This is a genomic window from Ensifer sp. ENS10 (genome assembly GCF_014852025.1).
Lineage (GTDB): Bacteria > Pseudomonadota > Alphaproteobacteria > Rhizobiales > Rhizobiaceae > Ensifer.
On the sequence record NZ_JACVAS010000009.1, the window covers coordinates 233,867 to 254,252 of the forward strand.

Genomic DNA, 20,386 nt, shown 5'->3' on the forward strand with positions numbered 1-20,386 from the left:
GCCTGCCATGTCTTCGATTGCGGTTGTGATCTGCGCTTACTGCGATGAGCGCCGCCTACAACTGGGCGACGCTATTAACTCGGTATTGAAACAAGACGGCAAACCTGATCGGCTCGTCGTCGTCATCGACCACAACGACGACCTGCTGCGGGAGATGCGGACCTCTTACCCAGGTGTCGAGGTGATCGCCAATGACGGGGCGCGAGGCCTCTCGGGTGCGCGAAACACCGGCGTGCGTGCCGCCGCGCCCTGCGATATCGTTGCGTTTCTTGACGACGACGCTGTCGCCGAAGCCGACTGGCTGCAACGGCTCGCGCTGCACTTTGTGGATCCAAACATTATCGGCGTCGGTGGCAAGGTGCTGCCACTTTGGCCAGATCAGCGACCGCGCTGGTTTCCAGAAGAATTCCAGTGGGTGGTCGGCTGCAGTTACAAGGGCCTGCCGAACAGGCTGAGCCCGGTTCGCAATCCGATTGGCTGCAACATGTCGTTCCGACGGACCGTCTTCGATGCCGTGGGCGGCTTTCGCGAGGGTCTCGGTCGCAGTGGCCAGGATGCCGCCGGGTGCGAGGAAACAGAGCTTTGCATTCGCGCCCGCCGGCACTTCCCGGCAGCAGTCATTCTCTACGATCCGCTAGCCGTGGTTCATCACCACGTTACCAGAGAACGGACGCGGTGGGCCTACTTCCGCAGACGATGCCAGGCTGAGGGACGCTCGAAAAGTGCTGTGGTCGAAACCGCAGGGGCGGGCGACAAGCTTGGTGCCGAGCGTGCCTATGTTACCCGCACCTTGCCGGCTGGCGTCTTTCGCGGCTTAATGGATATGGTGACGCGACTTGACCCTTCGGGGCCAATGCGTGCGTTCACAATCGTCGCGGGGCTTATGTTTACGACGGCAGCCTATCTTGCCGCAAAATTCTCCAGACGCTCAAGTCCTTTCCGCCCAATTAAGATCGTAGACATAGACCATACCAAGCCACTTCCGGCGATCGACCTTACCAGGCCGAGCGGCGATGTGCCCTATGGCGGCGTTTTCTGTTTGATCCGCTCTGGCGCGCAGCCGCTCGCACTCGTCGAGTTGCAGCATTCTGGCCCCATGATTGCGCCTGCAGACTTGCTCGCGGAGATCGGCTCCGTGCGGTCCTTGCCTTCAGTTAACTCCAACCGTGCGCCTGCGCGTGAAAGAGTGGCGGTGGTGATTGCAACGCGTGATCGCGCAGAGAGCCTGGATCGCTGCCTCGCGTCGCTGTTTGATCAGACCCGCGCCCCCGATGAGGTGCACGTTGTAGACAACGCTCCGGCCTCGAAGGCGACATTGGATCTGATTTCGGCACATTACCGCGGACGGGTGCACTATGTGCTCGAGCCAACCCCGGGGCTCGGACGGGCACACAATACTGGCCTGCGCTACGTGTCCAGCGACATCGTTCTCTTTACCGATGATGACGTCGTGCTCGACCGACATTGGGTCGAAGCGATGGCGGCGCCGATGGAGGAGGATAAGGCTGTCGGTTGCGTGACCGGTTTGATCCTGCCAGCCGAACTCGAAACTCGGGCGCAGGTCTGGACGGAGCGGCATGGCGGCTTCGGGAAGGGGCTGCAACGTCGAGTTTACGATTTGGAGGCGAACCGTCCCAAAAGCATGCTCTTTCCCTTCACCGCTGGTCAATTCGGTTCAGGTGCCAACATGGCGTTCCGGGCAAGTGCGTTGCGCCGGCTTGGCGGCTTCGATGCAGCACTCGGTGCTGGAACGCTGGCGCGTGGCGGCGATGACCTTGCTGCCTTCTTCGCCATCGTTAGCGGCGGCTTTAGACTGGTCTACCAGCCTCAGGGCATTATCTGGCACTACCACCGCCGCGGCGAAGACGGCATGCGTCGGCAAGCCTTTTGTTATGGCATGGGGCTTGGCGCCTACCTGACGAAGATCGTTGTCGACGAACCACGTCGGGCTATTCGGCTCGCTGCGGCATTTCCAGCAGGCATCTTACACATGGCCGGGCCGACATCGCAGAAAACCGCGCGGCTACCAAGCGACTACCCGCTACGACTCGTCTGGATGGAGCGCCTTGGCATCCTTGCAGGTGTACCAGGCTATTTGCGCAGCCTAGCAAAACGTCGGCGCGACGATCGACCGCGTAATGGCGTTGACGAAAGACGACCGGCAGAAAGAGAGGTTTGACATGCAAGCTATCCCGATCCTGGTCTATCACAGCGTCGGCCGCACTTGCGGCCCGGCCTATCGACGCTGGCTGGTGACCGAGCGGGAGTTGGACGCACATCTCCAGGCCCTGATACAGCGCGGCTACCGCTCAATGACGGTTCGCGACCTTGCGCTATTGCGTTGCAGCGGACAACCGATCCCTCCGCGCACCTGCGTCATTACCTTCGACGATGGACTTCGCGACTTTGCCGAAGCCGCAATGCCGGTTCTGGTCGACCGGAAGTTTGCCGCCACACTCTATGTCGCCACCGGTTTCGTGGGGGCGACCGCCCGATGGCTTGCGGATCTCGATGAAGGCAATCGCCCAATGCTCAACTGGTCCGCGCTGCGTGACCTGCACGACGCCGGGATCGAGATCGGCGCGCACTCTGTAACTCATCCCGAACTTGACACACTGTCCTTTGCAAAGGCTACCAGCGAGCTTCGCGATAGCAAAAAGGCCCTGGAAGACGGGTTGGGCGCGGCAGTCACCACATTCGCATACCCTCATGGCTACGCGTCCCGCGCAACGCGCAGGATTGCAAAAGATGCTGGATACCTCGCCGCCTGCCGTGTTCGTCACGCGCTCAGCGACGAGACGGAAAATCTCTTCGCTCTTTCTCGCATTGTTGTCACCAGTGAAGTAACGCCAGACGCGCTCTTGGATATGATCGAGACGCCGCAGCTTCCCGTCGCACCACCAGCCGATCGGCTGATTGCCACCGGTTGGCGCGCAGCAAGACGCCTGCGCGCCTTGCACCGCTCGGTGTTTCCAAGGCGCCAAGTGGCCGGAGCAGAAAGTGGGGCGTGATGAGTTCCTCAGGCTGGATCGGACTTGTCGCTGTCGGTGTCCTGTGGGCCGGGTCGGCGTCTGCCGCCGCGCCGGAAACCTCAGCGATCGACCCTCTATCCCAACACGATCGGTCTGAAGGAGGGCAACAGGTTGTCTTCCAGCCCAACCTAGGCCGGGCATTGGCGCAACTGGCTGACCTCTACATTGCACGCAAGGTTGATGCCACGACCGTGGATCGTCTGCTCGGCGAGTATGAAGGTATGCTGCGCAATGCCGGGCCGGATGCGATTGTCGCGGTATCGCAGCCGAGAGGCTCGGGTGAGGTTGTCAACGAAGCGCCCGATGGCACCCGCGTGCTTACTCTCTACGAACGTGCGGCAGCCTACGGCTATCGGGGCGCGCTGTTTGGTCTCGGTGATCTCTACAGTCGTGGCGAACTCGTCCCTCGCAATCCCGAAAAGGCATTTGCCGCTTATGCCGAGGCGGCAAATCAGGGGATCCCCGCGGCGCAGTTGCGGATGGCGGAATTGATGATCCGGGGTGAGGGCACGAAACGCGATGTGACGGCAGGCGAGGCGAGCCTGCGCGTGCTCGGTCAATCCGAAAATCCCAGCGTGCTGGAGCTAGTAGCTGAGCTTTGCCTTTCCGGACGCATACCGGAACAGACCGATATGGCGGTTTCGGCGCTGCGCAAGGCGGCAGATATGGGTTCCGCAAGGGCGCACTTCAGGCTCGGCGAACTCTACTACGCCGGAACAGTCCTGGTTTCGGACTATTCCGCCGCGCTTGTTCATTACCGTCTGGCTGCGGGACACGGAAATGTGGATGCAAAAGTTCGGATTGCCGAAATGCAGGCGCGCGGTCAAGGCATGGCCCGCGACGTGACGAAGGCGGTGCGCGAATTGCAGGTTCTGGCCGATCTCGGCGCACCGATTGCCGACCTCTCCCTTGGAAGTCTCTATCTGAAAGGCGATGTCGTGCTGGCCGACCCGGTTCGTGCGGCAAAATACTTCCGTCAGGCCGCCGCCCGTGGCAGCGGGACGGCGCTGATGCAGCTTGGAGACCTCTATGCGGATGAGGGGGCGGTGACTGGCGACTATGGTCCAGCCGTTCAAAGCTATCAACAGGCCGCAGCGAACGGCAATCCAGGCGCGAGAGTACGGCTTGCGGAAATGAAGGCGCGAGGGCGCGGAATGCCGAGGGATCTTGCCGCGGCGACGACGGAACTGATGACGCTTGCAAGTGCAGGGGAGGCCGGTGCCTCTTTGGCGCTTGGCGATCTCTATGGCGAAGGGCGCGCGTTAGCCATCGAGCCCGCCAAAGCTCTGATCTACTATCGACAGGCCGCCGCTCAGGGCAGTGTCACGGCGTTGCTCCGGCTCGGGGAATTCCATTCGCAAGGCGAGTTATCCCGACCCGAGTACGGACGTGCGTTGGAATACTATCGTGCCGCAATCGCTAGGGGCAGCGTCAGTGCAAAGGTCCGGTTGGCAGAAATGACGGCCATGGGCCGAGGTGTGCCGCAGGATGTCGCCGCCGCCAAAGCCGAACTGGAAAACCTTGCAGCCCGCGGCGAGGGGGAGGCATCCCTTCTTTTGGGTGATTTCTACGCCCGTGGGGATGTCATGCCAGCCGATCCTGCCCAAGCCTGGCTCCACTATCGGCGTGCTGTCGATCAGGGAAGCGTCGCTGCGCTGACACGGCTTGGCGATCTCTACGCCGGCAACGGTAGGGCTAAGCCAGACTATACCCTCGCGCAGGACTACTATCGGCGCGCCGTCAGCAGAGGAAGCGTGAGCGCCCAGGTGCGGCTCGCAGAAATGGAGGCTCACGGGCAGGGGCTCGTTCGCAACGTATCGACGGCGACGCGAATTTTGACGTCGCTTGCCGAACGGAGTGAACCGGCTGCCGCCCTTAGCTTGGGTGATCTCTATTACTCCGGGGAAGTCACCCGGGCGGATCCGGCACGCGCAACCGGATATTACCAGCACGCTGCCGCGCTTGGAAGCATAACGGCCTTGCTTCGACTGGGCGATCTCTACCTCACCCAGGGCGCACTAACGGGCGACTATAGGGCCGCAAGAGTAAGCTATGAGCAGGCAGCGGCGAGGGGAAACGTCGGTGCGAAGGTGCGGCTCGCGGAAATGAAGGCGAGAGGACGCGGCACAACGCAGGACGTTGCAGCCGCGAAGGCAGAGTTGGATTCTCTCGCGTCGGCCGGGGACGCGGGCGCTTCGCTATCGCTCGGCAATCTGTACAGTGACGGACAGGCTCTGGCAGCCGAGCCAGCTCAGGCCCTCCTCTACTATCAGCAGGCAGTTGCACAGGGCAGTGTCACGGCGCTTCTTCGCCTTGGCGACCTTTATTCCGACGGTGAACGGACCGCCGCCGATTACGCGCGCGCCATCGAGTTCTATCGCAAGGCCGCAGATGCAGGAAACGTCAACGCAAAGATACGGGTGGCGGAGATGAAGTCGCGGGGGCGCGGCATCAACCAGGACATCGCCGCCGCGAAAGCCGGACTCGAGCAGCTCGCAGCAGCGGGCGAGGCAGATGCCTCACTGGCTCTCGGCGACCTCTATGGTAAGGGCGAAGTTGTCGCGTTCGATCCTGAGAAAGCTCTCAGCCAGTATCGGCGGGCTGCCGATGGGGGCAGCGTGACCGCCTTATTGCGGCTCGGCGACTTTTATTCACAAGGCCAACCGACGATGCTCGACTACGGGCTTGCGCAGGACTTTTACCGTCAAGCGGTCGGCCGGGGGAATGTGAGCGCCAAGATCCGGCTCGCCGAAATGCAAGCACGCGGGCAAGGTATTGCGCGGGACGTATCCGCCGCGACCCGGGAACTGACCGAGCTCGCGCAGCGAGGTGAGACGGCTGCCGCGCTGGCGTTGGGCGACCTCTATGGCAGGGGAGAAGCCGTACCGGTCAATCCGACGCAGGGTTTGCAATATTATCGCCAGGCGGCCACGCAAGGCAGCATGACTGCGTATTTGCGGCTTGGCGACCTCTATTCCGCCGGCACCACATCGGCGACGGATTACGCGGCAGCGCTAGACCACTACCGCCGCGCTGCTGAACGAGGGAATTTGGTGGCGAAGGTTCGGCTCGCCGAAATGAAGGCGCGCGGCCAGGGTATGGCGCCGGATGTCGCGTCGGCGACAAGCGAATTGACCGCCCTGACAAAAGGAGGAGAAAAAGCCGCAGCGATTGCGCTTGGCGAACTCTACAGCAATGGACAGGTCGTGCCTGCCGACCCAACCCTTGCTGCCGGCTATTATCGCCGCGCCGGAGAGCTTGGCAGCGTTGAGGCAAGGGTGCGGCTTGCGGAGATGGAGGCAAGAGGGCTGGGCGTCAAGCAAGACGTGACGGCTGCCACCGCCGAGCTGGCGGCGCTTGCCAAGGGAGGGGAGGCCAGCGCGTCCCTCGCCCTTGGTGATCTCTATGCCGAAGGAAAGGTCGTACCCCAAGATCCATCAGCCGCCGTCAACTACTATAGGCAGGCGATCTCGCAGGGAAGCGCCACCGCACATCTTCGCTTGGCCAATCTTTACTCTGCCGGCGGTCTTTTGGCGACGAACTACGCCGGAGCATTCGACCAATATCGCCAGGCGGCAGAGCGCGGCAGCAACGAGGCAAAGATCCGGATGGCTGAAATGACGGCGCGGGGCCAGGGGACTGCCCGCGACGTAGCAATGGCAACGCGTGAATTGATTGCGCTCGCCGACAGGGGAGAGACCGCCGCTGCGATCTCGCTCGGGGACCTTTATGGCGCGGGAGACGTGGTCCCAGCCGATCCGGTGAGAGCGCTGCATTACTACCGGCAGGCCGCCCAGAACGGCAGCATTACCGCGTTGCTGAGACTGGGGAGCTATTACTCCGAAAGCGGGTCGCCTGTGGCGGACTTTGCTCTGGCGCAAAACTATTATCGGCAGGCTGCCGGTCGGGGGAACACAGAGGCCGCAGTCCGGCTCGCCGAAATGAAGGCTCGGGGACAGGGCATGGCGCGGGATGTGGCATCGGCCACACAAGAATTGGCTGCCCTGGCCGAAAAGGGAGAGACAGTAGCCGCGCTTTCTCTCGGTGAGCTCTATCGCCAGGGGGAGGTTGTGCAAGCCGACCCTGGGCGCACGGTCGAGTACTATAGCCAGGCGGCCGAGCGCGGCAGCGTGACGGCGATGATACGTCTCGGCGAGTTTTACTCCAAGAGCCAGACGGCCATGACTGACTACGCTCGCGCGCAAAACTTCTACCGTCAGGCGGCAAGCCAGGGTAGCGTTGAGGCGAAGGTCCGGCTTGCGGAAATGAAAGCCCGGGGCCTTGGCGTTCCGCAGGACCTCGCGGCGGCCCAGGCCGAGCTTAAAAGCCTTGCTGCATCCGGCAGACAGGAGGCTTCACTGGCATTGGGTGATCTTTATGGTGACGGAAAAGTTGTGCCGGCTGATCCCGCGCAAGCAGTGCAATATTTCCGGCAAGCCGCGTCGCAAGGCAGCACAACGGCGAATATTCGATTGGGCGACCTCTATTACGCGGGCAAGGGGGGGAGGACGGACTTTGCGGCCGCCTTCGATCACTATCGCCGCGCGGCAGAGCGGGGCAATTTGGAGGCCAAGGTTCGGCTTGCGGAAATGCGGGCGCAGGGCAAGGGCATCCCCCAGGACCTCTCCGCTGCCAAGACCGAGCTGGAAAACCTTGCCGCGCGCGGCGGGGCCGAGGCATCGCTTGCCGTCGGCGATCTTTATAGCAAGGGCGAGGCGGTGCCGGCCGATCGCGCCCGTGCGGCGGACTATTATCGACAGGCCGCCGCGCAAGGCAATGTCGCCGCATTGCTGCGGCTTGGGGATTTCTATTCGCAAAGCGAGGCAGCCACGACCGACTTTCCGCTGGCCCAAAGCTACTACCGTCGGGCGGCAGAACAGGGCAACGTCGAGGCGAAGATACGGCTTGCAGAGATGCAGGCCCGAGGCCAAGGTGGAGAGCAGAACCTGGAGGCCGCCAGTGCCGAATTGGCGGCGCTTGCCGACAGAGGCGAAGCCAGCGCTGCACTCGCCCTTGGCGATCTCTATGGACGTGCAGGCGTGATGCCCAATGATCCGATCCGGGCCGCCCACTACTACGAACAAGCCGCAAAACAAGGGAGTTTGACGGCGCTGCTGCGGCTCGGCGACGTTTATCGAGGTCGCGAACCAGGCAAGGCCTTCGCCGCCTTTAGCGCAGCGGCCAAGCAGGGTAGTCTAGACGGCAGCCTGCGTGTTGCGGAGCTGACGATCCGTGGTGAAGGAACGTTACGCGATGTCCCGCAAGGCGTTGCGACGATGCGTAAGCTCGCCGAAAGTGACAATCCGAACGTACTGGAAGCGCTGGCCGACCTCTGCTTGTCCGGTCGCGTGCCGATGCAGCCGGAACTCGGCATCACAACCTTGGAGCGCGCTGCGCGCCTCGGCTCGGTGCCGGCGCATGTACGGCTCGGCGATCTCTACGCCGCCGGGAATGCCGTGTCGGTCAACTATGCTCTCGCGCTAGAGCACTATCGCCAGGCGGCCGATCAAGGCAGCCTGGAGGCGAAGGTGCGGCTCGCTGAAATGAAGGCACTCGGCCGGGGCATGGCTCCCGACGCGGGAAGCGCCACCGGCGAACTGGCGATGCTTGCCGCCCAAGGTGAAGCGGGCGCGGCCTACTCTTTGGGCGATCTTTACGCCAAGGGCCAAACGGTGCCAGCTGATCCGCTGCGGGCTCGGCAATATTACCAGCAAGCCGCAGATCAAGGCAGCGTGAGGGCCATGTTGAGGCTTGGTGACGGCTATCGGTCGGACGATCCAGGTAAGGCGTTTGCGGTCTATAGCACAGCAGCAGATCAAGGTAACCTGGAAGGCCAGCTACGTGTCGCCGAACTGACAATCAGGGGCGAGGGGACACAGCCAGATGTGAATGCCGGCATGGCGGAGCTTCGTGCACTCGGAGCAAGCGAGAGCCCGGATCTCCTGGTCACACTCGCCGAACTCTACCTCTCCGGACGTATCCCTTTGCAGCCAGCGCCTGCCGTCTCGGCGCTTGAGAAGGCGGCGCATTTGGGATCCGTCCGGGCGCATGTACGGCTGGGCGACCTCTATTCCGAGGGAGATGATGTAAAGGCGGACTACAGCGCTGCGCTTGAGCACTATCGCCAGGCAGCCGAGCAGGGCGATGTGGACGCCAAAATACGCCTTGCCGAGATGGAAGCACGCGGCCAGGGCATAAAGAAGGACGTCGCTTCGGCGGTCAATGTGCTTTCATCGCTGGCGGCCGAGGGCTCAGCTTCCGCCCTGCTCTCCCTCGGTGACATTTACGGCGGGGGGCAAGTTACTGCGCAAGATCCGAAGCTGGCTGTGAAACATTATAAGGCCGCAGCGGAGCAGGGTAGCGTTTCAGCGATGCTCAGACTCGGTGATGCCTACAACAACGGACGTCTTGTCCCGCGTAATACGAAGGAGGCCGAAAGGTACTACCAGATGGCCTTCGAAACGGGGAACCCGGGTGCCAATGTGGCGCTCGGCCGCTTCAAGGCGTTGACAAAGACACGCAAGAATGCAGCTGCGGGCATGGCCTTGCTCCAACGCTCCGCAGACGAGAAAGTGGTCGGAGCATCATCGGTTGTCGCTGAGGCCCTATTTTACGGTCAAGGCGCCACGCGCAGCAGCAAGAAGGCTCTCGCCGTCCTGCAGAAAGCTGCCAAGGAGGGCGATCGGATTGCGGCAATCGAATTGATCGAAGCCTATCGTGATGGCAAGCGCGATGGCCGCACACAACTCGTAAAAAGGGACAACGCGAAAGCGAAGTCGGTCTTGCTCGCGTCGGCCGACCTGCTCTCAGGCCCCGAAAAGAGCATTCAAACCTTTCTGTTGGATGCCTCGACGGCAAAAGCCAGCGCGTTTGCGGCGCTCAGCAACAGGTTTAAGTCCCTGACACAACCGGAACGCCAAAGGGTCGTGCGTGATTTGGCAAGGACCAACCCTCGACTGTTTGCCTACCTGATAGAAGCACAATTGCGCCAAAACGGTGTGCGCGTCGGGCCGGTTGACGGACGGCTTAACGCGGCCGCCCAAAGGGCAATGGCCCGGCAATGTCGCACGCTTCTTCCGGGGCGCCAATGCAATCAAGGTCTCTCGACGCCGCGGGTCGTTGAGACGCTTGCCCAGATGTTCTGAAGCAATCTCGCGATCGGGGGAAGCCCGTCTTCCCGTGCGACCCTGATCGCCACTGCCTGTATAGGCCGGCTGCGGCTGCCAACGCCTTTCTAGGGGCCCTGAAACTGAAGATTTTCCTTGAGCAGGATCTCGATGCGAATCCTCTCCTGCGAAGCCAGCAGCTCGCGATGATCTGCGCGAGCGCGCATGATGCGCAGTGCGCTTCTGACCGCATGGCCGGGGTCCTGGGCGATCAGGGCATCAATGCGTTCGTCCATCAACGCCCGCTCGCTGAACGGCGTGCGCTCGTGAGCAACGACGGTGAGCCGACGCGAGCCCTGCGCATTCCAGACCGCCGTTAACGGCGCTCGCGCCTCGGAACTCAGCACATAGACGGCAAGCGTATCGGGGTTGTGTTGCAACGTCCTGTTGATGATCAATTCGGCGCGTTTCTCGTCGGCATAGGTTTCGAGCGAAGGCAGACACTGGAGATGCGGAAACTGCGAATTGATGATGCTGTCGAAGCCGAGACGGCGCTGGATGCTGTCGAGTGCCATCATGGTTTCCGCCACGACCATGATCTTGCCGGGCTGGTTGCCGATGAAGCGGCCTGCGATCTTGCCGGCCGTGGCGCCGGCCGCGAAGTTGTCGATGCCGACATAGTCGGCCCTTTCCAGCCGTTCCTGGCCTGACAGGAATTGCACGACCCTCACGTCTCGTTCCACGAGCCGCACCAGCGCATCGCGCACCTGTGGCGATTCCGGTGCCATCACCGCGACGCCATCGAGAGTTTCGTGATCGATGAGGCTCAGATACTTGGCGACGTGGTGCGGGTCTGCCATCGGGATCTGCACGGCCTCGACCTCGGTGGAATCGGCGCGCAGCGCGTCGCGTGCCTCGGTGACGCGCCCAATCAGTTCGCTCAGATACTGGTCGCCGGAGACGGGAAGGACGAAGCGAAACCGGTAGGTCTTGTTGCGCGCAAGTGCTACCGCCGCCGGGTTCCTGACGAAGCCGATGCGCTCGATGGCGTCGTTGACCTTGCGGAACGCCTTCTTGCTGACATTCGGCCGGTCGTTCAGCACGCGGTCGACGGTGGCCAGGCTCACGCCGGCTGCCTCTGCAAGATCTTTCGCGGTAGGGCGCATGCAATCGCTTCTCTTTGCTCTCGATCCTTCAGGGCGATTCCTCCAACAAAAGCAATCGAAAAGCAAGAATTGATGTGCGCACCTCAAAATTTGCTTGCATTGAGGTGCGCACCTCAATAAAAATAGTGCTGTGGCCGGCAGAGGAGTGCGTGAGGCCACGGAGCGATGCGAGGGAGGCCTGCCCACGAAGAAACGTCGCTTTGCGCCCGCTATTCGCCACAGGCGTTTTCAGCTTCCGATGGAGGTCGGGAGGAAGGGGAGGAGGCCCCAGCTATGGAACTTCGTCATTTCAAATCATTGGCCGCATTGGGTGCCCTGCTGGCGGCAAGTGTCGCAAACACCGGCCACGCAAGTGCAGCCGAGCTGACGCTCTGCTGGGCGGCATGGGATCCGGCAAATGCCCTGGTCGAACTCAGCAAAGATTTCGAGGCCAAGAGCGGCATCAAGATGAAATATGAGTTCGTGCCATGGCCGAACTTCGCCGACCGCATGCTGAACGAGCTGAACTCCGGCGGCAAGCTGTGCGACCTGATGATCGGCGACAGCCAGTGGATCGGCGGTGCGGCTGAAAACGGCCAGTACGTCAAGCTCAACGATTTCTTCGACAAGGAAGGGATCAAGATGAGCGACTTCATCCCCGCAACCGTCGTCGGCTATGCCGAGTGGCCGAAGAACTCACCAAACTACTGGGCGCTGCCGGCATTCGGCGACGTCGTCGGCTGGAGCTACCGCAAGGACTGGTTCGCCCGCCCCGAATTGCAGGCGGAATTCAAGAGCAAGTATGGCCGCGACCTTGCCGTGCCGAAGACCTTTGCCGAACTCAAGGACATCGCCGAATTCTTCCAGAAACGGGAGATCGACGGAAAGACGGTCTACGGTGCTGCGATCTACACCGAGCGCGGATCCGAAGGCATCACCATGGGTGCGATGGACGTGCTCTACAGCTTCGGCTTCGAGTATCAAAACCCCGACAAGCCCTACGAGCTCGAGGGATACGTGAATTCCGCCAAGGCGGTGAAGGGGCTGGAATTCTATAAGGCGCTCTACGACTGCTGCACGCCGCCTGGGCATTCCGACGCCTACATGTCCGAGGACATCGACGCCTACAAGTCAGGCCAGGTTGCCCTTCACATGAACTTCGCCTTTACCTGGCCCGGCATCAATGCCGATGCCAATGTGGGCGGCGACAAGTCGGGCTATTTCCCGAACCCGGCCGGTCCCGATGGCGTTGCCTTCGCGCAGCTCGGCGGCCAGGGCATCTCCGTAGTCTCAGCGTCCGAGAAGCAGGACGATGCCCTCGCCTACATCAAGTGGTTCGCCCAGCCGGAAATCCAACAGAAGTGGTGGCAGATGGGCGGCTATTCGGCGCTGCGCAAAGTCGTCGAAGATCCTGGCTTTGCAACCAGTCAGCCCTATGCCCAGACCTTCCTCGACTCCATGGCGATCGTGAAGGACTTCTGGGCTGAGCCATCCTATGCCTCGCTGCTTCAGGCGACGCAGAAGCGCTTCCACGACTATGTGGTCGCCGGCCAGGGTTCTGCGCAGGATGCACTCGACGGTCTCGTCAAGGACTGGACGCAGATCTTCGACGACGAAGGCAAGTACTGACCGCCATCAGGCCATGGCTGTGCACCTCCCAGCGCGCCATGGCGCGACACGGAGCCGGGGATTTTCCCCGGTTCTGTCGCCGCCTTCTGCGTGGTTCCTTCGATCGTGGTCGATTGAAGGACGAAAACATGCAGCAATTCAAAGTGCTGCAGCGGCCTTTGCGCCTCGATTGAGACGCGCGGCGCGGCAGTCAAATGAGGGACTACCCATGCTGAAATCAACAGTGGACCGGGTCGCCGGAGCGACACCGCATGCCCTTGCCAAACGGGTCCGAGGTCTCTCGGATCGGTCGCTGGCCTGGCTGTTCGTTGCCCCGTCCATCGTCCTGCTTCTCGCGGTCAATATCTTTCCGCTGATCTGGACGGTCCGACTGAGCTTTACGAATTTTCGCGTCAACAGGCCGAATGCCGAGGTCCAGTTCATCGGGCTCAAGAACTACCTGGGCATCCTGTCCGACAAGGACATCTGGCTGACCATGCAGGCGACGGCCCATTTCCTGATCTGGACGATCGTCCTTCAGGTGCTCATCGGCTTTTCCCTTGCCTACCTGATCAACAAGAAGTTCCGCGGCAACGATCTGTGGACCACGATCATCGTTCTGCCGATGATGCTGAGCCCGGCGGTGGTCGGCAACTTCTGGACCTTCCTCTACCAGCCACAGATCGGTCTCTTCAACTACGCAGTCGGTTTCCTGACAGGGGCTGATCCCTCAAGTTTCTCGATGATCGGCGATGTGTCGCTTGCCCCTTGGGCAATCATCATCGTCGACACCTGGATGTGGACGCCCTTCGTGATGCTGATCTGCCTTGCGGGCCTTCGCTCCATTCCGAGCAGCATCTATGAGGCCGCCGAATGCGACCGCGCCAGCAAATGGCGGCAATTCTGGACGATCACCATTCCGCTCGTACTGCCGTTCCTGATGCTCGCCGTGCTCTTTCGCGGCATCGAGAACTTCAAGATGTTCGATCTTGTCGTGCAGCTGACGGGCGGCGGACCGGGATCGATCACCGAACTCACCTCGATCAACCTGAAGCGTGAAGCTTTCGAGAAGTGGCGCACCGGCTACGCATCCGCCTACGCCGTCATCCTCTTCGTCACCGTCTTCGGCCTGGCGTCGATCTACGTCAAAGCCCTGAACAAGGTCAAACAACGATGAGCTATTCCGTTACCGAGCCGTCGCAACGGCAAAAGTGGTTCGCCGGGATCCTGGTCGTTGGTTACGCGCTGATCACGATCCTACCGCTTGTCTGGATCATCGCGACGAGCTTCAAGTCGCCGGCCGACGCGATCGCCTATCCGCCCAAGACCTTCTTTACGCCGACGGTGGAAGGCTATGTCAACGTCTTCACGACGCGCACCCGGCTCACCGAGGAGCAGTTGAAGGCGGTCGGCGAGCCGCAGACCTGGTATGACCGGCTGGTTCGCAAGGATGGCCTCGTCATCTCCGGTCCGTCGCGCTTTGCCGAGCGCTTCACCAATTCGGTGATCATCGGCTTCGGCTCGACCGTGCTCTGCATCGTGCTCGGCACGGCCGCCGCCTACGCCTTCTCGCGCTTCAAGGTACCGCTGAAGGATGATCTGCTGTTCTTCATTCTATCGACGCGCATGATGCCGCCGATCGCCGTCGCCATCCCGATCTTCCTGATGTTCCGGTCATTGGGCTTGAACGACACCCATGCGGGCATGATCCTGCTCTACACGGCGGTCAACCTGTCGCTGTCGGTCTGGCTGCTGAAGGGCTTCATCGACGAGATACCTGTCGAGTATGAGGAGGCGGCGCTCATCGATGGCTACACCCGGTTCCAGGCTTTCTACAAGGTGGTGTTGCCGCAGGCGGCGACGGGCATCGCCTCAACCGCGATCTTCTGCCTGATCTTTGCCTGGAACGAATACGCCTTCGCGGTGCTTTTGACCTCGGGCAACGCCCAGACGGCGCCTCCCTTCATTCCAACCATCATCGGCGTCAGCGGTCAGGACTGGCCGGCTGTTGCCGCCGGGGCGACCTTGTTCCTCGTGCCGGTCATGGTCTTCACCATTCTTCTGCGCAAACACCTGCTGCGCGGCATCACTTTCGGAGCCGTACGCAAATGACGAGATTCTTCAATGGATTGCTGCACTTGCGCCGCGGTGCCTGGGAAATGCTGGCATCGGCCTTGATCGCAGCGGGCGTCTTCATGCTCATGCAGCCCTTCGCTCTCGTCCTCTATTCCTGGTCCTTCGTCATAACCTTGCTGGGCACGGTGATGTTCATCATCGTCAGCCATTTTCCGGAGTAACCGATGGCGCAGATCAGAATTCAGAATGTGCGCAAGGAGTTCGGCGCCTTCACCGCGGTGCGCTCCTCGAGCTTCACCATTGAGGATGGCGAGTTTTTCATGCTGCTCGGCCCATCCGGCTGTGGCAAGACGACGACCTTGCGCATGATGGCCGGCCTGGAACTGCCGACGAGCGGCGAGATCTTCATCGACGGTGAAGAGGTCGGGATGAAACCGGCCAGCAAGCGCGATATCGCCTTCGTCTTCCAGATGTTTGCACTCTATCCGCATATGAACGTGCGCAAGAACATCTCCTATCCGCTGGTCAGCCAGGGCTTGCGCGGCGAGGAAGTCAGGTCGCGTGTCGCCGAAGTCGCCCGCATTCTCAAGATCGAGACCATTCTCGACAAGCCCGTCGGCGGCCTTTCGGGCGGCGACCGCCAGCGCGTCGCGCTCGGGCGCGCCATCGTGCGTCGCCCCAAGGCCTTCTTCATGGACGAACCCCTCGGCGCACTCGATGCCGAGTTCCGCGAGCACATGGCCGAGGAACTGCGGGCACTGCACGACCGCATGGGTGCGACCACCGTCTATGTGACGCATGACCAACTCGAAGCGATGCAGATGGGCGACAAGATCGTCGTCATGAACCATGGGGTCGTCGAACAGTTCGGTAAGCCGCAGCAGATCTACGACTGGCCCGCGACGAAATTCGTAGCTCAGTTCATTGGTTCTCCGCCGATGAACTTCCTGGAATTCGAGGGGATGATCGGCGTGGGCGGCGGCGCTATCGATCTCGGCGGCGTACAGGTCAAGGTGCCGACCTCGCGGGAAGGACGCGCCGGAAGGCTGACGCTTGGCGTCCGGCCGGAACATGTGAAGTTCGTCAGTGACGGCGGCTATCGGGGCCGCGTCAGCGCTGTCGAATATCTCGGGACCACCCAGATCGTGACGCTCGCAACGAGCCACGGCGACCTGAAGGCACGCATTTCATCGGCCCACCGGGTTCAGGAAGGCGAGCAGATCGGCCTCGAATTTGATGCAAGAACGCTTTCGGTTTTCGATGCGGAAACCGGCAAGGTGCTGTTATCCGACGGCAATAAAGGAGTGCTGAGACATGGCTGAAGTCGTCTTGGAAAACGTGACGAAGACGTTTGCTGGTACGGTTGCTCTCGATAATGTCTCACTGACGGTTCCGGACGGTTCTTTCGTCGTGCTGCTCGGGCCGACCGGTGCTGGAAAGACGACGACACTGAGAATGGTCTCCGGCTTGGACACCCCCGATCGCGGCGAGGTCTATATCGACGGAGAACCAGTGAAAGGGCTGGCGCCTGCCGAACGCAACGTAGCCATGGTCTTTCAACAATACTCGCTCTACCCACACCTCACGGTTCGTCAGAATCTGGAGTTCCCGCTGAAATCTCCGCTGTTGAAGACGCCGAGGGAAGAGATAGACCGGAAGGTGAGGGAGGTTGCCGAGGTTCTCCAGATCGCGCACAAGCTCGATAACAAGGCAACGGCATTGTCAGGTGGAGAGATGCAGCGCGTTTCCATCGGTCGTGCCCTTGTCCGAGACCCGCAGATATTCCTCATGGACGAGCCGTTGAGTTCGCTCGACGCCAAGCTCAGGGCCGATCTTCGCATCGAGCTCAAGCGCATCCAGGCAAGGTCGGGCGCAACCCTGCTCTACGTCACCCACGATCAGATCGAGGCGATGACGATGGCGACCCATGTTGGGGTGCTGAATGAGGGCAAGCTCGTGCAGTTCGGCTCGCCGCGCGCGGTGTATGAGCAGCCGGTCAGCGTCTATGCGGCGACGCGGCTGGGACAGCCACGGATCAATGTGCTTCCGGCAGACATTTTTGCCGGCGCCCCCTTAGGCGCGGCAAGCATCGGCCTCAGACCCGAGCACATCCAGCAGGGTGCGGGGGAGGATGCTCTGGTCAAGCGCGTCGAGCACTTGGGCGACCAGACGCGTCTGCATCTGACCTTCAGGAAACACGATCTCATCACCGTCACGGACGCCCACACGCCGCTGCGGGGCGGTGAAACGATCAAGATTCAACCTCTAAAGCCGCTCTACTTCGATGCGGCAGGCATGCGTTTGGCTTAAGGAGCTCGATATGGCGCAATTCATCAATAAGCGGGAAGATGTCGTGACAGAAGCGATCGACGGTGTTCTGGCCCTGTCCGGCGGCGCGCTGACCCGCCTTGACGGCTATCCGCATATCCGGGTCGTGTTGCGCAGCGACTGGGATAAATCGAAGGTCGCGATCGTCTCAGGCGGCGGTTCCGGTCATGAACCCGCTCATGTCGGCTTCGTTGGACACGGCATGTTGACGGCTGCGGTCTGCGGCGATGTCTTCGCTTCGCCGAGCGTCGACGCGGTTCTTGCCGGCATTCTCGCCGTGACCGGTCCGGCCGGATGCCTGCTCGTCGTCAAGAATTACACCGGCGACCGGCTGAATTTCGGTCTTGCGGCAGAGCGCGCCCGCGCCTTCGGACTGAAGGTCAGCATGGTGGTCGTCGGGGACGATATCGCGCTGCCCGACCTGCCACAGGCGCGCGGCGTTGCCGGCACCCTTTTTGTGCACAAGATCGCCGGCGCACTCGCTGAACGCGGTGCCGATCTCGACACGGTGACGGCGGCAGCCAAGAAGGTCATTGCCGGCACGCACACCATCGGCATGTCGCTGGACACCTGCCGGGTTCCCGGGTCGCCAAAGGAGGAACGGATACCTTCGGGCAAGGCGGAGCTCGGCCTCGGCATCCATGGTGAGGCCGGTGTCGAACAGATCGATTTTGCGGGCGCCCGCTCGGCGGTGGCGACCATGGCTGAGCGTCTGGCAGCCGTCATGGGCGAAGGCACGCACGTCGCGCTGATCAACAATCTGGGCGGCACCTCGGTGCTCGAAATGTCGGTGCTCGCCCACGACTTCATCAATTTGCCTCTCGGCAAAAGGATCACTCACACGATTGGTCCAGCGCCGCTGATGACATCGCTCGACATGCAAGGCTTCTCGGTCTCGGTTTTTGCAGCAGACCAGGCGGAACTTGAACTTTTGAAGGCACCGGTGGCGATCGCCGCCTGGCCGGGTGTCTCGGAGGTCCGACCGATCGCCGTCAGCGCGTTGCCGGATGGCTTGACTCCGATCACGCCGATGGCATCCGATCATGGGGCAACGCGTGCATTCCTGATCGACTGCTGCAAGGTGTTGATCGCCGCCGAGCAGGATCTCAATGCGCTCGACGCGAAGTCCGGCGATGGCGATACGGGCTCGACGCTGGCGGGAGCCGCTCGCGCCCTGATCAATGCGATCGATCGGCTGCCATTATCCGATCACACCCAGCTTTTGCGTGCGATCGGCCAGGAGCTAAGCCAGACTATGGGCGGCTCCTCCGGGGTGCTGCTTGCCATTTTCTTCGCAGCCGCCGGCGACGGAGCATCAAGTGGTCTACCGATGCGCGAGGCGCTTCGAACCGGGCTTGCGCGCATGCAGGAGATCGGCGGCGCCAAGATCGGCGACCGAACGATGATCGATGCTCTGTCTCCGGCGCTCGATGCGCTCGGCGACAGCGTGGTCGCGGCAGCGGCTGCCGCACGAACGGGGGCGAACTTCACCTCCACCTTGACGCGTGCCAAGGCCGGTCGCGCGGCCTATATCAATGCAAAGCAGCTCGAGGGCCATGTCGACCCCGGTGCCGAGGCCGTCGCCCGGCTGTTCGAGCACCTGGCCGCTTAGGCTGTCGTGCCGCTCATGAGACGCCGCCGAGCCTAGCGTTCGGCGGCGTAGGGGACTTGCCTCCCGTCTATGTCTGATCGAAAGTTCGCCACATCTCGCCGATGGATCGTAAAACGCCGCCAGGACATCAAGGGCATCAAGCATTCCCGATGTCCGTCGGAGGCTGCAAAGCCACAGCCGCGACTTCCGCTTCGACAGTGCGCGAAGGGACGAAGGGCAATTTCGAGCCAGGATCGACATTTCCGCAAGATCGTTGGCGGCCTAGCAGCAAAGATCGGGATATTTTCTTCTGCATATTGCCAAAGTGTTTTTCGCCGTGGTAACGTTCCCACAGAGTTCAAGTGATGGCATGTAAGACATTGCTTGAGCTTTGGGAGGAAGCTTTATGAACAACACGACGGGTCGAAGGGCGACCATTATCGACGTTGCCAAACGCGCAGGCGTTTCGAAGAGCACCGTCGCGCGTGTTCTCGGCGGCTCCGCCAACATTTCCGAGAAAGCGCGCGACCGCGTCTTGAAGGCGGTTGCTGCCACCGGTTACGAGCCCAATCAACTTGCCGTCGGAATGCGTTCGGGTCGCAGCGGCCTGCTCGGCATCGTCATTCCTGATATCACCAACCCGTTCTGGGCCGAAGTTGCCCGCGGAGCGCAGGATCGGGCGGCGAAGGATGACATTTCGCTTCTGATCTTCTCGTCCGATTGGGATGCGCACAAGGAGGCCACCCACCTGCGCGCCCTGCGCCGGGCCCGTGTTGACGGGGCGATCATCAATCCCGTTGCGGATAATTTCGACGACCTCGACCGTTTCGGCATGCCTTTCGTCTTCATCGGCTCCAGCGCCGAGCGCTTCCCCGATACGTTGAGCGTCGGCTCCGACATCGCTCAGGCGGTGCGGCTTGGCATGGATATTCTCGTTGAGCGCGGACATCCGGCGCCGGCGCTGATGCTCGGGCCGAGGTCTCGTCTCGCGCGCGCCCGCTTCCTGCGCTCGGTCCACGAGCACTGCATCGCCCGCGATGTCGATCCCGAAGTCCTGATGGTCGAAGAGTCCGACTATACGGTCGAGGGCGGTCGCAGCGCGATGGCCCGCCTGCTTGCGAAGCAGTGGAGAGGAAACCGCGCCGTGTTCGTCGCCAACGACCTGATGGCGCTTGGGGCCATGATAGCCGTTCGCGAGGCGGGGCTGAGATGCCCTGAGGACATCTCGATCCTGGGCTTCGACGGCATTCCGGCAGGGGCCTTTTCCTGGCCGGGCCTGACGACCATCGAAAAGCCCGGCCGGCAGATCGGCATTCGCGCGGTCGAATGCCTGATCGATCAGATCGCCGGTGGGCGCCAGCGTGAACGGATTTATCTGCCGTGCCGACTGGTGGAGCGCGGCTCGCTTGCCGACGTTTCAGCCTCGGCACCCGTGCGTGTTGCGGCAGGGAGGTAAGCAATGGCGGTAAGCAACGAGCTTGTGGTGAACGCAACTATGTC

Annotated in this window: 12 protein-coding genes; 11 read left to right on the forward strand and 1 reads right to left on the reverse strand. The window is 61.8% G+C overall.

Going from position 1 to position 20,386, the window contains the following annotated elements; translation table 11 throughout:
* Positions 1-7 precede the first annotated feature (7 nt).
* The 3 genes from IB265_RS27205 to IB265_RS27220 are packed head-to-tail and all read left to right on the forward strand — an operon-like array spanning position 8 to position 10,177.
* A complete protein-coding gene (locus IB265_RS27205) occupies positions 8-2,179 on the forward strand; it encodes a glycosyltransferase family 2 protein (RefSeq protein WP_192495399.1) in 2,172 nt (723 codons plus the stop codon).
* A complete protein-coding gene (locus IB265_RS27210) occupies positions 2,139-3,011 on the forward strand; it encodes a polysaccharide deacetylase family protein (RefSeq protein ID WP_192495400.1) in 873 nt (290 codons plus the stop codon). Before IB265_RS27205 ends, IB265_RS27210 begins: the two co-directional genes overlap by 41 nt.
* The gene (locus IB265_RS27220) at positions 2,927-10,177 is read left to right on the forward strand and encodes a tetratricopeptide repeat protein (protein ID WP_210334598.1); all 7,251 of its coding nucleotides are present in this window, start codon (positions 2,927-2,929) and stop codon (positions 10,175-10,177) included. Before IB265_RS27210 ends, IB265_RS27220 begins: the two co-directional genes overlap by 85 nt.
* 89 nt (positions 10,178-10,266) lie before the next feature.
* Here IB265_RS27220 and IB265_RS27225 read toward each other — a convergent pair whose 3' ends face one another.
* Entirely contained in the window at positions 10,267-11,304 is a 1,038-nt protein-coding gene (locus tag IB265_RS27225) for a LacI family DNA-binding transcriptional regulator (RefSeq protein ID WP_192495403.1), read from the reverse strand.
* A 273-nt stretch (positions 11,305-11,577) separates the two neighbouring features.
* On the opposite strand from IB265_RS27225, the gene IB265_RS27230 reads away from it, so the two are divergent.
* The 8 genes from IB265_RS27230 (at position 11,578) to IB265_RS27265 (ending at position 20,342) form a co-directional block, all read left to right on the forward strand.
* Positions 11,578-12,912: an ABC transporter substrate-binding protein gene (locus IB265_RS27230; RefSeq protein ID WP_065372981.1), complete on the forward strand. Its 1,335-nt coding sequence runs from the start codon at positions 11,578-11,580 to the stop codon at positions 12,910-12,912.
* A gap of 208 nt (positions 12,913-13,120) precedes the next feature.
* Positions 13,121-14,068 (forward strand): carbohydrate ABC transporter permease, encoded by a 948-nt coding sequence (locus IB265_RS27235; RefSeq protein ID WP_192495404.1) that lies wholly within the window; start codon positions 13,121-13,123, stop codon positions 14,066-14,068.
* The gene (locus tag IB265_RS27240; RefSeq protein WP_058327521.1) at positions 14,065-15,003 is read left to right on the forward strand and encodes a carbohydrate ABC transporter permease; all 939 of its coding nucleotides are present in this window, start codon (positions 14,065-14,067) and stop codon (positions 15,001-15,003) included. Before IB265_RS27235 ends, IB265_RS27240 begins: the two co-directional genes overlap by 4 nt.
* Positions 15,000-15,188: a hypothetical protein gene (locus IB265_RS27245; RefSeq protein ID WP_065372979.1), complete on the forward strand. Its 189-nt coding sequence runs from the start codon at positions 15,000-15,002 to the stop codon at positions 15,186-15,188. The genes IB265_RS27240 and IB265_RS27245 overlap by 4 nt, the downstream gene beginning before the upstream one ends.
* Positions 15,189-15,191: 3 nt before the next feature.
* Complete coding sequence (locus tag IB265_RS27250; protein WP_192495405.1) at positions 15,192-16,289, forward strand: ABC transporter ATP-binding protein; 1,098 nt, start codon at positions 15,192-15,194, stop codon at positions 16,287-16,289.
* Positions 16,282-17,277 (forward strand): ABC transporter ATP-binding protein, encoded by a 996-nt coding sequence (locus tag IB265_RS27255; RefSeq protein WP_192495406.1) that lies wholly within the window; start codon positions 16,282-16,284, stop codon positions 17,275-17,277. Before IB265_RS27250 ends, IB265_RS27255 begins: the two co-directional genes overlap by 8 nt.
* Positions 17,278-17,287: 10 nt before the next feature.
* Entirely contained in the window at positions 17,288-18,907 is a 1,620-nt protein-coding gene (locus tag IB265_RS27260; RefSeq protein ID WP_057249293.1) for a dihydroxyacetone kinase subunit DhaK, read from the forward strand.
* A 385-nt stretch (positions 18,908-19,292) separates the two neighbouring features.
* Entirely contained in the window at positions 19,293-20,342 is a 1,050-nt protein-coding gene (locus IB265_RS27265) for a LacI family DNA-binding transcriptional regulator (protein WP_192495407.1), read from the forward strand.
* The last annotated feature ends 44 nt before the right edge of the window (positions 20,343-20,386 follow it).